This window comes from Campylobacter sp. US42a (assembly GCF_004379055.1).
Taxonomy (GTDB): domain Bacteria; phylum Campylobacterota; class Campylobacteria; order Campylobacterales; family Campylobacteraceae; genus Campylobacter_D; species Campylobacter_D jejuni.
Map to the genome: position 1 here is coordinate 1 of NZ_RYYK01000006.1, position 14,619 is coordinate 14,619.

The following is a 14,619-nucleotide window of genomic DNA, read 5'->3' on the forward strand; positions in this document are numbered from 1 at the left end:
ATAGTAGAAACATTTTTTGTTTTATGATTGATAAAATCAAAGAATGAAGTTAAACCTGTTTGGATAGCTGCAAGTGGAGAGAGGTATTTTGATACGATGAAATAAAGGAGGATTACGCTAAATACTACTACAATAATGACAACAATGGCTTGAATAAATGCAGCTTTATGAATAGGTTTATTTATAATATCAGCGCTTTCGGTAATACAAGCTGTATAAGCAAAGACTTTAGTACAAGTTCCAAGTCTTTCTTTGCCGTCTAATCCATAAGTAAAAAAGTTATAGTCTCCATGTGTTTTATATGCATTTAGAACAGGAGAATGATCAATGGATGGATTTAATAATTCTTTATTGGTTGCTGCAAATATTTTATTTTTTTGATCAAATAAAAAAGTATTTCCAGGAGTTTTTGCAACTAAATTTTGCAAATCTTCTGATGGTATATCGACACCCAGTACTCCTATGATTTTGCCATCTTTATAAATAGCTTTAGAATACGTTATTACATATTGTTTTAAATTTGTATCTAAATATGCTGGTGTAACAAAAATATCATTTGTTTTTAAGGCTTCTTGATACCAATCTTTTGTCTTTATATCTAAATCATCACGTAATTCAGGCATTTTTGCATCATTAGATTTTTGACTAAGTAAAACTTTTCCATTGTTTAAACCTAAATAAACATTTAGTGCATTTATACTATGACGATAATATTTCAATATTGGACCAACATTGTTAATAATATTTTCTTCAGTGATTAAAGATTGATAAGGTAAGTTCGTGATATCTTTTTCTAAAGCTCTAGTAAAAGATTGATTTGTGGAACGGAAATCTTCAACGGTAGACTGTGTGACTTTAAGTAGATCAGTTTGATTTTTAAGAGCGCTTTCATGTAGTGAGGTTTTTGTAAAATAAAAACTTACAATACCTAGAACAATTAAGGCAAAAATTGCAATTAAATTTGCAATGAGAGAAAGTTTGATTTTTATACTATTCATTTTTTTCCTTTTTTTGTATTTATTTTTAAATTTAAAATTAAATCTAGTATTATTTTATCAAAAAAATATAAAATATTTTTTGACTTTTATCTTGAAAATTTAAAAATTTAATTATATTAATTGAGAACCATATCAAAAAGTAGCATTTAGTATAAAATAATAAAATATTTAGTTAAAAATTGAATTGTATGAAATTTATATTTATAAAGGATTAGAATGGCTTATACGATCATAGAGGTAGAAAGAAAAACAGGAGTTTCTAGTAGAACACTTAGGTTTTGGCTAGATAAAGGTTTATTTCCCTTTGTGGAAAAAGATAAAAATGGAGTGCGTTATTTTAGTGAAAAAGATTTAGAATGGGTGATTTGGGTGGATTGTTATAGACAAATTGGCATGAGTATCGAGGATCTTAAAAGATATATTTTTTTATGTGCTAAGGGTAAAGATACGGCAAAAGAGAGATTAGAGATTATTTTAAAATTAAAAGAAAAAACACTAAAGGATATGAAAAAATTGGAGAATATTATAAAAAAACTTGATTTTAAAATAGATTATTATGAAAAAATGGTTATGGAAAATAAAGATGAGCTAAATCCTTTAAGTAAAGATTATATTAAACGAAAAAAACGAGTAAAAATTTAAAAATATTTAATTTTATTCTTGACTTACACTAGATGTTAGGTTTTATACTTTTAAAAATTTAAAAATTGAAAGGATAAAATGCTAACTTTGAATAGGGATAAAATACCTAATTCTCAAATTATTTTAGTATTTTGCTTAGGTGTATTTGGAATTTTAAGTACAGAGCTTGGAATGATGGGGATTATTCCTGTAGTATCTGAAAATTTTCATGTGAGTATTTCTGATGCGGGTTGGAGCGTAGGTGTTTTTGCGCTCGTGATAACTTTTTGTGCACCTATAGTCCCTTTGCTTTGTGCAAATTTCAATCTTAAAAAATTAATGCTGATTTGTCTTTTAATTTTTACATTTTTTTCTTTTGCGAGTGCTTTTGTAAATGAATTTTGGCAATTGCTCATTTTTAGAATTATTCCTGCTTTTTTTCATCCTATTTATATAGCTCTTGTTTTAAGTATGGTTGCTAATTTAGTTGAAGATAAACAAGAAGTCCCAAAAGTTACGGCTAAGATTTTTACAGCAGTGAGTGCAGGGATGGTTTTGGATGTGCCTATGACTAGTTATTTTGGTGGAAATTTTAGTTTTGAAGTGGCGATGTTGTTAAATAGTTTATCTTTTTTAGCAACTTTGTTATTTGTGCCTGATTTTAAAAGGGTAAATCCTGTTAAAATAACTAAGCAACTGCTTATCTTAAGATACCCACTTTTGTGGATTAGCATTCTTTGTGTTATCTGTATAAATACTGGAATTTTGGGATTTTATTCTTATTTTTCTGATTTTTTGTATAGTGCAGCAAAGATGAATTTTACTTTCATTAGTGTTGTATTGGCTATTTATGGTTTTTCAAACATTATAGGTAATTATATAGCAGGAAAAACTCTTGTGAAAATGCACATTTTACTTTGCTTTTATATTGGGAATTTTAGGCGGAATAATGAATAATGGTACACACTTTATAATAAACCATCCTTTTCCAAAAGCTCCTGATTTTAGCAATGGACTTTTTATAAGTGTAGCTAACATAGGGTTGAGTAGTGGAAGTGCTATTTGTGGAGTGGTTATATCTTTGAGTAATACACGCTTTATTGTTGTAAGTACTATTTTTTGTTGATTTTAGGAATTGTAATGATTTTATTAAGAAGGAGGGTAGAAAAAATGAAATTAAGATTTTAATTTTAAAATTTAATAACCTTATATTTTATACTAAAAGGAGATAAAATGAAAACTTTAATTGTTTTTGCTCATACTTTTTGGAAAGATTTAAAAGTAAATCGTACTTTATTAGAAAGTATAAAAGATATAGATAATTTAAAAATTCACAATCTTAGTACAAGTTATAATGATGGCAAGATTGATGTTGATAAAGAACTTGCTTTGCTAAAGGAAGCAGATAAAATTATCTTTCAATTCCCACTTTTTTGGTTTAGCACCCCAAGTTTGCTTAAAGAGTGGCAAGATAGAGTTTTAAGTGCAATTTTATATAGTAAAAAAGGGCTTTTAAAAGGTAAATTTTTTTAAGTTATTACAACTTTGGGTGGTGCCGAGCAAAGTTATGATGGACATCACGGTGCTACTTTAGAAGATCTTTTAAGACCTATTTGTTATGGTTTTGAGTATTTAGGTTGTATAAGTATTAAGCCTTACGCTATTTTTAATGTAAGTGTTGATGGTCTTGATTTATATATTTATAAAAAAGCACTGACTATAAATTAAAACAAACTCAAGAATAAGTTAAATTTTTAGTTTAAGGGATAAAATTTATAAGAGTGAGTACAAACTCGCTTTTGATGCTTAAGTGTTTTTATATTTTAGAGTATTAATTTTTGTAAGAACAGGAGTTAGAATGCATGATTTTAAGATTACTTTAAATAATGGAATAAAAATACCAGTAATAGGCTATGGTGTATATCAAATTGACAACTTAAAAAAATGTCAAGAGTGTGTTGAAAATGCAATTAATATAGGATATAGATTGATTGATACAGCACAAAGCTATGGTAATGAAGAAGCAGTTGGACAAGGTATAATCAATGCTTTAAAGAATGGAATCAAGAGAGAGGAGATTTTTATAACTACTAAATTATGGCTTAGCGATGCAAATGAAACAAAAGCTTTAAAAGCATTTGATTATTCTCTTAAAAAATTAAAACTTGATTATATAGATTTATATCTTATTCATCAACCCTATTCAGATATATATGGAGCGTATAGGGCAATGAGCAAGCTTTATAAAGAAGGTAGAATAAAAGCTATTGGTGTAAGCAATTTTTATCCAGATAGGCTTGTAGATTTTGTTTTTGGAAATGAGATAAAGCCAGCTATAAATCAAGTAGAGTGCAATCCTTTTCATGCGCAATTTCAAGCACAAAAACTTATGCAAGAGCTTAATGTGCAAATGCAATCTTGGGCACCATTTGGAGAAGGCAAGAATAATATTTTTAACAATGAAACAATTGCAAATATTGGTTTAAAATATCAAAAAACAAATGCACAAGTAATTTTAAGATGGTTGATACAAAGAAATATTATTGTTATTCCAAAAACCACTCAAAAAGCAAGAATGTTTGAAAATTTTAATATTTTTGATTTCAGTTTAGATGAGCAAGATATGCTAGAAATATCTAAACTTGACAATAAAGAGAGTTTGTTTTTTAATCATCAAGATCCCAATATTGTTAAACAAATGTATCAATTAAAACGTTAAATTTTTTAAAGTTGGATTGAAATTATATTTTTGATAAAGGAAATAAAAATGAAAAGAAGAAATTTTTTTAAAGTTACAGCAGGTGCAATAGCATTAAGTAGTCTTAGTTTAAAATCTAATTTATCTGCAAATGAAAAAGTTCAAGACTTTGATGATAAAAAATTAAATCCTAGTAAAGAAGCATTGAGGAATATCAGTAAAAATCCTTTCGGTTTGGTTTATGAGAATGCCATAGTTGCAAATCAAAAAGGTCAAGTAAATATTAAGAAGGTAAGCTATGGATTAGACAATAATAAAAGTGTAGCCAATCTTTATTTACCTGCAAATTTTAGTGTAAAATTAAAATATCCAGCTATTGTTGTAGCCCATCCAAATGGCGGGGTAAAAGAGCAAGTTGCAGGGCTTTTTGCACAAAAATTAGCAGAGCTTGGTTATATTACTTTAGCTTTTGATGCTTTTTATCAAGGAGAAAGTCAAGGTTATCCCCGTAATAAAGATATTCCATCAAGCAGAGTTGAAGATATCTCTAAAGCGATTGATTTTTTAGATACTTTTAAAGGGGTAGATAAGGAAAGAATAGGAATTTTAGGAATTTGCGGAGGAGGTGGCTACACATTAAAAGCAGCGCAAAAAGATAAAAGATTAAAAGCAGTAGCAACTTTAAGTGTTTTTAATACAGGACTTGTTCGTCGTAATGGTTTTTTAAATAGTGAACTTGATAAGATTCAAGAAAAATTATTAAACGCAAGTAAAGCAAGAGAATTAGAAGCTACAAGTGGTAAAATAAGCTATACAGGTTTTGCTCCTAAAAAATTAAATAAAGAAGAGCTTGATAAAATTCCTACAGATCTTTATCGTGAGGGTATGATTTATTATGGAGATACTCATGCACATCCTAATTCTAGTTTTATTTATACAACAAGTTCTTTAATGGATCTTATGAGTTTTGATGCAACTGATCAAATCGAGCTTATTACTCAGCCTTTACTTATGCTTGTAGGTGATAAAGCAGATACAGCTTATATGAGTAAAGAAGCGTTTGATAAGGCAATAGGAACTCAAAATAAAGAACTTTTCGCACTAAAAGATACCACACATATACAAAGTTATTACAAAAAAGATTCTGTAAATGCAACTCTAGCAAAATTGCAAAAATTTTATGAGAAATATTTATAATGAATAAAAGAGAGTTTTTAAAATATCTTCTCAAGATAGGAATTTTAGTAAGTGCACCAAGTTTTAGCTTGGCACAGAATAAAAGAATTTTACTTGTTTATTATACAAGGACACTAAATACTCACATTTTAGTTTTATTTATACAAAGCATTTTAAAATGTGATATTTTAAGGCTTGAGAGTGCAGAAATTTACCCCACAAATTACGATGAAATGGTGACTTTAGCTCAAAAACAAAAGCAAGAGAAAATCTTTGTCAAACTTGCACCTTATTCGCTAAATTTAAGTACATACACTCATATTTTTATTGCCTCGCCTCTTTGGGGATTGTCCCTAAGTACTCCTATAAAAAGTTTTTTAAAAAACCATGATTTTGAAAATAAATTCCTAACTCCTATTATCACTAATGCTAGATGGGGTTTTGGAAATTCTATAAATGAGATAAAAAATCTAACTAAAGCGACTATTTTGCAAGGTTTAGAATATGAATTTAAACTTAAAGAAAAAACCACAAGAAACTTAAAACAATATAATGAAAATTTAATATCCCAAAATAATGCTTTTAAAAAGCTAGACAAAGAAAAAATTATAAATTTCTTACAAAGAAAAAATTATGCAACATTCAAAGCTTGATAAAAAAATTATACACTTAAGCGAAAGGCTTATGTTTAAACTCGCACTTTTTTCGGCAGCGATGATGACTGTTTTAGGCACTATTGTGATAGCTCCTGCATTACCTGCTATGAATGAATACTTTAAAAATGTTTCAAATATAGAGCTTTTAAGTGGTCTTGTGGTTACTATTCCTGCACTTTTTGTGATGATTTTTTCACCTATAGCAGGAAATTTAATAGATAGATTTGGTAAGTTAAAATTTCTTTATCCTGCGATGATTTTATGGATTATATCTGGAGTTAGCGGGTGCTTTTTAGATAGTATTTATGCTTTGTTAATTAGTAGGGCATTTTTTGGTATAGCTACAGCTTTCATTACAACAGCAGCAAGCACCTTACTTGGAGATTATTATAGCATAGGAGATAGACGTGATAAGGCTTTGAGTTTACAAGGCTTTATTTTAGCAATGGGTGGTGCAATACTTACTATTATTGGTGGATATTTGGCGAGTTTTTCTTGGCGTTATGTGTTTTTGGTTTATGGTAGTGGGATTTTTATTTTTATTTTTTGTCTTTTTTATTTATTTGAGCCACGAAGTGCTAAAAAATATATACAAGAAAAGCCCTTAGAAAAGATAAATTACAAGCCTTTTTTACCTATTTATTTTATGGGATTTTTTATTATGTTAATTTATTATTTAGCTGGTATTAATTTTCCACATTACATAGAAAGTTTAGGACTTAATGCTAAATACATAGGTTTTGCTATGGCTGTGCCAACTATAAGTTATGGAATCTTTTGTTATCTTTATAAGGACATTGTGAAATTTTTAAATATCAAACAAATTTATGTGTTAGGGCTTATTTTGGAGGTTTTTGGATTTTTGCTTGTATTTTTAATGGAAGATTTTATTATTTGTGTTATTAGCTTATTTATTTTTGGAATGGTTGGTGGGCTAATTGTTACAAATAATAGTGCCTATCTTTTTAAACTTACAAAGTCAAATTCTCGTGCTAGAGCTTATAGTGGCTTGGCAAGTTGTATATTTTTTGGGCAATTTATCTGTCCTATCGTTACAACACCTATGGTAAAAGTTTTTGGGCTAAAAATGGAGTTTTTAATCTGGATTTTGGTACTTTTTGTTGTGAGTATTATTTATAAGAAAATGTATTTAAAAAATACTTGACTTACACTAGATGATAGCTTATATAATTTTGTAAATTTAATTTTATAAAAAGGAAAAACAAATGCAAAAAAGAAAATTAAGAAATTTGGAAGTAAGTGTCTTAGGACTTGGTTGTATGGGAATGAGCTTTAGTTATGGAGAAGCTAAAGATGAAAAAGAGATGATAACACTCATTCATAAGGCAAAGGATCTTGGTATTGATTTTTTTGATACAGCTGAAGTTTATGGTCCTTTTATTAATGAAGAATTAGTAGGTAAAGCAATAAAACCTTTTAGAAATGAAGTGGTATTAGCAACAAAATTTGGTGTTAGAATTGAGGGTGCTAAGCAAATTGTCGATAGTACACTTAGTAAAATCAGACAAAGTCTAGAAGGTAGTTTGAAGCGTTTGCAAACAGATTGTATAGATCTTTATTATCAACATAGAGTCGATACAAATGTTCCAGTTGAAGAAGTTGCTAACTTAATGAGCGAGTTTTATAAGGAAGGAAAAATTAAAGCTTGGGGTATGAGTGAAGCAGGGGTGCAAAGTATTAAAAAAGCTCACGCAGTATTTCCGCTTAGTGCGGTTCAAAGTGAGTATTCTTTATGGTGGAGAGAACCAGAAAAAGAACTTTTAAAAGTTTTGGAAGAATTAAATATAGGTTTTGTTCCTTTTTCTCCTTTAGGAAAAGGATTTTTAGCAGGTAAATTTGATGCAAATTCTACTTTTGAAAATAATGACTCTAGATCACAAGTTCCACGTTTTAAAAGCGAGAATTTAAAAGCTAATTTGGATTTAGTTTATGCATTAGAAGATATAGCAAAAGCTAAAAATGCTACTTTAGCACAAATTGCTCTTGCTTGGGTTTTGGTGCAAAAAACATTTATTGTGCCTATTTTTGGAACAACAAATTTACGAAGGTTAGAAGAAAATATTAATGCTGTTAATATTGATTTTACTCAAGAAGAATTAAATCATTTAAAGAGTATTTTAGAAAAAATAATAATCAAAGGGGATCGGTATGCCGGTGAAGCAGCTCTTAGAGTTGGGAAATAAAAAGTTTGGTTTATTTCTTATTGTAATGGTTTTATGTAGTTTTGTTAAAGGAGTGTAAATGCAAGAACTTGAAAGTAAAGGAATTCATGGAAGTTTTAAAGGCGATAGTAAATTTTTTAGCAAAAATGTAAAAGTTTCTATGATGTTTAAATCAAATCAGTGGAGAAATTTTAGTGGAGCTTTGGTTGAATTTGAAGCCAGTGCTAGAAGTGCATGGCATACTCATCCTCAAGGACAAACCTTAATCGTAACAGAGGGTGAAATCATCACAAAAGTTCCAGGTCAAAAAGCCTTTATAGCCAAAAAAGGCGATGTGATAAGCTGTCCTATAGGAGTAAAGCATTTTCATGGTGCGACTAATACAAGTAGTGGAGCACACATAGCACTTACAGGCGAGAAAGAAGGTAAAAATGTAGAATGGCTTGAGCTTGTAAGTGATGAAGAATATGAAAATGCCTTAAAAGAAGCAAGAGAGTAAAGAAATTTGTAAATAAAACGCAAAAATTTTATAAAAACTTTTATGTTTTTTTGGAGTATTTTAAATGCTCTTTTTTCGCAAATTTTAAAAACCACAAAGGATAAAACCATGCAATTAAGACAAAAAGCAAGAGAAATTTTTGAAAAACTCTTAGGAGGAGCAAAAAAGGATCAACTTTTTGCAAGTGATAAAGAGTATTTTATCAATCACATAAATTTTACTTTTAGTGAGAGTTTTGTAAAAGCAAATTTGGATACACAAAAATATTTTTTAATCACCCTTGCTTCTACTTTAGCAGTAGGTGGAAAAATAGAGTTTAAAGCTTTACTTCAAGGTGCAATCAAGAACGATATAAGTCCTATTGTCATCAAAGAAGTGATTTATCAAGCTACGCCTTATGTGGGTTTTGCTAGAGTATGTGATTTTTTAAGTCTTTGTAATAAAGCATTTAAAAAACTAAATATTGCCTTATCTTTGACTTCACAAGACACCACTACGCAAGAAAATCGCAAAATAAAAGGCAGGGAAATACAAAATGCTATTTTTGGTGAAGCCAATTCACTAAAATGATAGAATCTACTCCAGAAGATAAAGCTTTTATAAATGATTTTTTGAGTGCGAATTGTTTTGGAGACTACTATACACGCATGGGACTTGATCTAAAAACTAGGGAGCTTTTAACCCTTGTATATCTTATCTCACTTGGTGGGCTAGATAATCAAGTAAAAGCTCACATACAAGGCAATCTTAACATGGGACAAAGTAGAAAAGATTTGCTAAATATCATTGCAGCTCTTATTCCATATATTGGCTATCCAAGGGCTTTAAATGCCCTAAATTTGCTTGATGATATTAAAAAGTAGAATGCAAGCAATAAATATTTATTGTAAATTGAGCTTAGAAGTTATTTGTAAATTAGTTTTATCAAAAAACTTGCAATCATTTTAGTATGCTTTTAAGCTCATTTAGATATTCTTGTTGTGTTTTTAGATTTTCTTCTAAAGAATTTAAAATCTCTTCACTAGTTCTTAGGATTTTTTCTTCTTTTACATTTGGATTTTTAGCACTTAAATCATAATTTCTTTCTTCAAGCTCTTTTTTGGTAAGCAGCCAAGAATTAGCAGTGATTTTTCTTTCTTTGTAGCATTTTAGAAATTCTTTAAAATGTGCGTATTCTAAAGGCTTGTTTTTAGTAAGCTTGTAAGATGGTATAAGCTCGTAGTAATACACCTTATCATCATTTGCTTTTAAAATATTATTTAAGCCTTTTGAGAAAAATAATACATTTGTTTTTACCGCACTATAAGGCAAAAATACTCCACTTGGCAGGCTTAAAATACATTCAAGATTATAATTTTGCACTAAATCAGCCTTTACGCTCACAAAGGCATTTGAATTTTGAAAAAGCACACCTTCAGGCACGACAACCGCACATCTAGCATTGTTTTTTAGTGATTTTAAAATGTGTTGCAAAAACAAAAGCTCCGTAGCATTTGAAGCAACTGTAAAATTGTTTTGAATTTGCTCTTTTTCTTTACCGCCAAATGGTGGATTTGCAAGTATCACTTCATATTTATCACTTTCTGTAATATCTGTGATTTTCTTGCTTAGCGTATTTGTTTTTATGATATTTGGAGATTTTACCCCGTGCAAAATCATATTCATCACACCCATTGCATAGCTTAGCGGAGTTTTTTCCTTGCCAAATAAAGCATCATTATGTAAAAACTCTAGCTCTTCTACACTCAAACTAGCCTTTGTTTTTCTACTCTCATCTTTATATAAAATATGTAAAAAACTCTCAACCAAAAAGCCACAACTCCCACAAGATGGATCATAAATCCTTTCTTTTGCTCTAGGATTTATCACTTCCACCATAGCCTTTATCAAAGGGCGTGGCGTGTAAAACTCTCCGCTATTTCCACCATCACTACCCATATCTTTAAGCAGTTTTTCATAAACTTCACCTAAGGCAAATACTTCATCTTCTTTATTAAAACTAATCTCATCAATGATATTTATCACTTCTCTTAAAGTATGTCCATTTGCTATGCGATTGTCTATAAATTCAAAAATTCCACCGATTTTATACTCTATACTTTTAAAATCATCATTATTTTTAAAATTTTTAAGATAAGGAAAAAGCTCTTTATTTACGAATTCAAGCAAATCCGATCCACTTAAAGCATTTTTTACATCAAGTTTGCCATCTTTTTTAGGCGCTGCCCAAACACTCCAGCTAAATTTTTCTTCTAAAATGCTTTTATAATCTTTGCCATCTAAAAACGCTAAATCTTTTAAATTTGTCTCATAATCATCTAAAAATTTTAAAAAAAGTATCCAGCCAATCTGCTCTGTATAGTGCATAGCACCACTTATGCCATCATCTCTTCTTAGAATATCTGTGATTTTATCGATTTTGTTTTGCATTTTCTCCCTTTAAAGCTTTTAAAATAGTTTTATCAAAGTCTAGTTTTATTTTTTATTTTTGTTTTTGAACTGCAATATGTTAAAAAAATCAAAAATTTTTAACATATCAAGCCAATGTGTTAAAATTTGGCAAATTTTTTAACATTATAATTCTCCCTTAAAAGCCTTATCAAGTAAGGATTGCTTAAGCTCTTCATAATCTTTTAGCTCTTTAGTGTAAAGCTCTTTTAAAGCCTTTGCCTTTTCAAACACAAAATCTAAATGCTCTGCGATTTGCTCTTGCTCTTGTAAAGGTGGTAGGGGGATTTGTAGGGATTTGCCATCTTTTGTTCCAAGTCTAGGCATTCTTGCACCATAGGTTAAACTTGAGATTCTATCGTGCAAAAAATTGGCAAATAAATAATAATAAATAAAATGATTTGTTATGGAATTACCCGTAGAAAATGGCATTATTTCAGAAGAGCAAGCCCCATTATCATCAGCTATAATCACTTTTTTAAGATATGGACGCAATGTTCCAAATAAAATATCACCCTTGTTAAATTTAATTTTATTGCTTTTACTTTGTCTATCCTGAAATAACACTTTTTGCAACAAAACACCGCTTTCTTTTTCTATATCTTCAAGTTCTAAAATCCAATCATTACCTTTTAATTGACTAGGTTTTACTTGTGATGTTTTTCCATAGTTGCTAGTATCCCCTAAGCTTTTCCATTCCCAAGATTGTGGGAGTTGATAATTTTCTTTAGTATTATCATTAAGTGGATTAAAAGCCTTTTGTAAAGCACTTTGCATAAGCTCATCAATATTTGCTAAATTTTCTTTTGCTTTTTTGATATTTTCATCAATCTTACTAAAAGCAAAATCCAAAATCCCCACTATCCTTTCTTGCTCTTTTATGTCTTTTGGATAAATAATTTCGAGTTTGGAAAATTCAGTCTTATTTAAAATAGCTAAAGTTGTTTGTGGTGCTTTTGAAAATAATATAGACTGAAATTTAGAAGATATGCAATAATAATAAATATACTCGGAAATTATATTTTTATGAGGAATAATTGCGTTTATTTGTTGGTTACAACTCCCAATAACTTTAGTTAGTGCTACTTTACCTAAAGAACCTATACAAACCACAAGAATTGTTTTAGGTGGAAGCTGTCTAGCTTTGCCAAAACCTAGTTTTGATAGATTATCTCCAGCATTTTCTAAAAAATATCCTTGCTCGAAATCACTCGGCTTAAAAAATGGATAATCTTTTCCATAAAAATCTAAATTACTTTTACTAGGTGTTGAACCCGTAACAATTTCACCTATCTCGCTAAGCGTTTTAACTTCCCAACCCTGCGGTAAATTTGTCATTGGTTTATTCTTGCGCTGTTTAATTCTTGAAATTTAAGTGCAAGTTTATCCATAAAAGTATATGAGCTTGTATAGTTATTTTTTTCTGCTTCTTTATTCGCTTTTTGAGCATTTGCAATAGCTGTACTAAGATTTTGCTTTATAATGCTTGTAAAATTATAATCCTTTTTATAATCTTTTATATGTTTTTTTAAATCGCTCTCAATTAATTCATTACAAGGACTATTTGTGCTAAATGATTTTGTAGTGTATGTAAAATGTAAAAGTATCCAAAATTCAAAACAAGGATTTGAGGTAATTGCTTCAAATTTGTATTTTTCACATTCTTGCCTTGCTTTGTCAAAATCTGAATGCGTATCTTTATCAAATACACAATAAACTTTATTATAGGAATAATCTTTATTTTTTTCTTTGGTAAACTCTACTATTTGTGAAGGGTTTGGTTTTTTACTTGAAATAATATTTATGCTTACATTGCTTAATCTAAAAAAATCTTTTAATTGATTTAAATAGTTTTTTTCCGTTTTTTCACCTTCGCATACTATAAGTATAATTTCATTTTTTTTCTTTTTGCTTCTCTATCTCTTGTTTTTGTATTTCTTTTTTTGCGTAAATCATCAGTTCCCATTATCACTCCATGATGATAGTATTTCTTTAAAATAAGGCAAAGCCCCAAAACGCCCTAAAAGATAATCATTTTCCAAATTTGTTTTATCTCTTCTCTCTTCACTCTCTTCAAAATCACTCAAAGGATAAAGCTTGGTTGCTTTATTTTGTTTTTCGCAAAACCAAATTTGATCTCTTCTAAAGATATCTTGATTTAAAATGGAAGTATCATGAGTGGTAAAAATAAGCTGAGCATTTGATTTGTTTAAATCTTCATTATGAAAAAGATTTACTAAGAATTTTGTCATTAAAGGGTGTAAGTGAGTATTTAGCTCATCTATTATTAAAATGTTTCCTTTTTTTAAAGAATCAATCCAAATACCTGCTATATTAAAAAATTTTCTTGTGCCATCTGATTCATCGTTAAAATTTAAAAATTTTATTTGATTTTTTTGACTTAAGTGTATAAAAGATATATCTTCTAGTATTTTTACATTTTTTAAATTTTGAATATTTTTAACTTCTTGAATGATTTTTTCTTTGAGTTCTTGTGGAATATTTTGAAGATTTGATGGTAATGAGTTTTCATCAATATCGCTTGTTTTAATCTCTACACCTTCTATATCTAAATCAGCTATTTTAAAAAAACTATTGACTAATTCTTTGTCTTTTTTATATTCATTAATCGTGATACTTTTTCCATTACCCCAACCATTTGAATTTGCTATTTGGAGTTTAAGATTAAAAAAATCAAATACAGGTTTTAATTGCTCATTATTTAATTGAATAGCCACAGATAAAAACAAGGCATTATCTCTAGTGCTATTTTCCCATAGTTGTTTATAAATTTCATCAGCTAAAAATTGATCCCCAAAAGAATAATTATATCTTCCTTCTTTTTTATTATAAATTCTTTCAAACCAATTTTGCTCGGTATTATTTTCATCAAAAGTTAAAAGCCATTCTTCTAAAATTTTTTCAGAATTTAAAATAAAGCCATATTGATACTTTGTGTCATTTTGTATAAAAATAATTTCAAATTTTGTAGGTTTATCATCTTCATCCCCTAGCAAGAAAGGTGTTATAGGTAACTTATCTCCCCTTTGCGTATTTGCGCTTGATATAACGATGGTTTTCATAGTTTGCAAAGCTTTTACAATATTCGATTTTCCAGAAGCATTTGCCCCATAAATCACACTACTTTTTAGCAAAGCTAATTTTTTATCGCCATTGGTATGAGAATCAAAAAAAGTATTATCCTTGCTTGCCATCATACTTAAAATTTGCTCATCTTGAATGGATAAAAAATTTTCTACTCTAAATTCTATAAGCATATTTTTTCCTACTTTTTTCTTAAAATATATAGATAATTATTTTTTAGAGATTATTTTAACTA

Annotated in this window: 14 protein-coding genes and 2 pseudogenes; 11 read left to right on the plus strand and 5 right to left on the minus strand. The window is 28.8% G+C overall.

What is annotated here, in order from left to right; genetic code table 11:
- On the minus strand, positions 1-998 hold a 998-nt coding region (locus ELQ10_RS06335; RefSeq protein ID WP_208379422.1), incomplete at its 3' end, for a cache domain-containing protein.
- 216 nt (positions 999-1,214) lie between these two features.
- On the opposite strand from ELQ10_RS06335, the gene ELQ10_RS06340 reads away from it, so the two are divergent.
- The 11 genes and pseudogenes from ELQ10_RS06340 (at position 1,215) to ELQ10_RS06385 (ending at position 9,694) form a co-directional block, all read left to right on the plus strand.
- A complete protein-coding gene (locus ELQ10_RS06340) occupies positions 1,215-1,640 on the plus strand; it encodes a MerR family transcriptional regulator (protein ID WP_052858453.1) in 426 nt (141 codons plus the stop codon).
- Positions 1,641-1,718: 78 nt separating this feature from the next.
- Positions 1,719-2,807: pseudogene (locus ELQ10_RS06345) on the plus strand (MFS transporter).
- A 45-nt stretch (positions 2,808-2,852) separates the two neighbouring features.
- The gene (locus tag ELQ10_RS08650; protein WP_243833032.1) at positions 2,853-3,152 is read left to right on the plus strand and encodes an NAD(P)H-dependent oxidoreductase; all 300 of its coding nucleotides are present in this window, start codon (positions 2,853-2,855) and stop codon (positions 3,150-3,152) included.
- 12 nt (positions 3,153-3,164) lie between these two features.
- Positions 3,165-3,347: a hypothetical protein gene (locus tag ELQ10_RS08655; protein ID WP_243833033.1), complete on the plus strand. Its 183-nt coding sequence runs from the start codon at positions 3,165-3,167 to the stop codon at positions 3,345-3,347.
- Between the two features lie 130 nt (positions 3,348-3,477).
- The gene (locus ELQ10_RS06355) at positions 3,478-4,338 is read left to right on the plus strand and encodes an aldo/keto reductase (protein WP_126265552.1); all 861 of its coding nucleotides are present in this window, start codon (positions 3,478-3,480) and stop codon (positions 4,336-4,338) included.
- A gap of 48 nt (positions 4,339-4,386) precedes the next feature.
- Complete coding sequence (locus ELQ10_RS06360; protein WP_126265551.1) at positions 4,387-5,514, plus strand: alpha/beta hydrolase; 1,128 nt, start codon at positions 4,387-4,389, stop codon at positions 5,512-5,514.
- On the plus strand, positions 5,514-6,146 hold the full coding sequence (locus ELQ10_RS06365) for a hypothetical protein (RefSeq protein WP_134250355.1): 633 nt from the start codon (positions 5,514-5,516) through the stop codon (positions 6,144-6,146). Before ELQ10_RS06360 ends, ELQ10_RS06365 begins: the two co-directional genes overlap by 1 nt.
- Positions 6,127-7,314, plus strand: coding sequence for an MFS transporter (locus tag ELQ10_RS06370; RefSeq protein WP_134250356.1), 1,188 nt, complete (start codon positions 6,127-6,129; stop codon positions 7,312-7,314). Before ELQ10_RS06365 ends, ELQ10_RS06370 begins: the two co-directional genes overlap by 20 nt.
- 61 nt (positions 7,315-7,375) lie before the next feature.
- Positions 7,376-8,353 carry an aldo/keto reductase gene (locus ELQ10_RS06375; RefSeq protein WP_126237642.1) on the plus strand — a complete coding sequence of 326 codons (978 nt, stop codon included), beginning with the start codon at positions 7,376-7,378 and terminating at the stop codon, positions 8,351-8,353.
- A 58-nt stretch (positions 8,354-8,411) separates the two neighbouring features.
- Positions 8,412-8,831, plus strand: a complete 420-nt coding sequence (locus ELQ10_RS06380) for a cupin domain-containing protein (protein WP_126211366.1) — start codon at positions 8,412-8,414, stop codon at positions 8,829-8,831.
- A gap of 108 nt (positions 8,832-8,939) precedes the next feature.
- A pseudogene (locus ELQ10_RS06385) lies at positions 8,940-9,694 on the plus strand (carboxymuconolactone decarboxylase family protein).
- A 76-nt stretch (positions 9,695-9,770) separates the two neighbouring features.
- Here ELQ10_RS06385 and ELQ10_RS06390 read toward each other — a convergent pair.
- The 4 genes from ELQ10_RS06390 to ELQ10_RS06405 form a co-directional block, all read right to left on the minus strand.
- Positions 9,771-11,261 carry a class I SAM-dependent DNA methyltransferase gene (locus ELQ10_RS06390; RefSeq protein WP_134250357.1) on the minus strand — a complete coding sequence of 497 codons (1,491 nt, stop codon included), beginning with the start codon at positions 11,259-11,261 and terminating at the stop codon, positions 9,771-9,773.
- Between the two features lie 144 nt (positions 11,262-11,405).
- Positions 11,406-12,617: a restriction endonuclease subunit S gene (locus ELQ10_RS06395; RefSeq protein ID WP_002858909.1), complete on the minus strand. Its 1,212-nt coding sequence runs from the start codon at positions 12,615-12,617 to the stop codon at positions 11,406-11,408.
- Positions 12,614-13,171: an RloB family protein gene (locus ELQ10_RS06400; protein ID WP_306196588.1), complete on the minus strand. Its 558-nt coding sequence runs from the start codon at positions 13,169-13,171 to the stop codon at positions 12,614-12,616. Before ELQ10_RS06400 ends, ELQ10_RS06395 begins: the two co-directional genes overlap by 4 nt.
- 63 nt (positions 13,172-13,234) lie before the next feature.
- On the minus strand, positions 13,235-14,557 hold the full coding sequence (locus ELQ10_RS06405) for an ATP-binding protein (protein ID WP_002867090.1): 1,323 nt from the start codon (positions 14,555-14,557) through the stop codon (positions 13,235-13,237).
- Positions 14,558-14,619: the final 62 nt, after the last annotated feature.

Bases quoted from the DNA above. Each gene is read 5' to 3' on its own strand.
- ELQ10_RS06340 (WP_052858453.1), top strand. From the start codon at position 1,215: ATGGCTTATACGATCATAGAGGTAGAAAGAAAAACAGGAGTTTCTAGT.
- ELQ10_RS08650 (WP_243833032.1), top strand. From the start codon at position 2,853: ATGAAAACTTTAATTGTTTTTGCTCATACTTTTTGGAAAGATTTAAAA.
- ELQ10_RS06370 (WP_134250356.1), top strand. From the start codon at position 6,127: ATGCAACATTCAAAGCTTGATAAAAAAATTATACACTTAAGCGAAAGG.
- ELQ10_RS06375 (WP_126237642.1), top strand. From the start codon at position 7,376: ATGCAAAAAAGAAAATTAAGAAATTTGGAAGTAAGTGTCTTAGGACTT.
- ELQ10_RS06390 (WP_134250357.1), bottom strand. From the start codon at position 11,261: ATGCAAAACAAAATCGATAAAATCACAGATATTCTAAGAAGAGATGAT.
- ELQ10_RS06360 (WP_126265551.1), top strand. From the start codon at position 4,387: ATGAAAAGAAGAAATTTTTTTAAAGTTACAGCAGGTGCAATAGCATTA.
- ELQ10_RS06355 (WP_126265552.1), top strand. From the start codon at position 3,478: ATGCATGATTTTAAGATTACTTTAAATAATGGAATAAAAATACCAGTA.
- ELQ10_RS06405 (WP_002867090.1), bottom strand. From the start codon at position 14,557: ATGCTTATAGAATTTAGAGTAGAAAATTTTTTATCCATTCAAGATGAG.
- ELQ10_RS06395 (WP_002858909.1), bottom strand. From the start codon at position 12,617: ATGACAAATTTACCGCAGGGTTGGGAAGTTAAAACGCTTAGCGAGATA.
- ELQ10_RS06380 (WP_126211366.1), top strand. From the start codon at position 8,412: ATGCAAGAACTTGAAAGTAAAGGAATTCATGGAAGTTTTAAAGGCGAT.
- ELQ10_RS06365 (WP_134250355.1), top strand. From the start codon at position 5,514: ATGAATAAAAGAGAGTTTTTAAAATATCTTCTCAAGATAGGAATTTTA.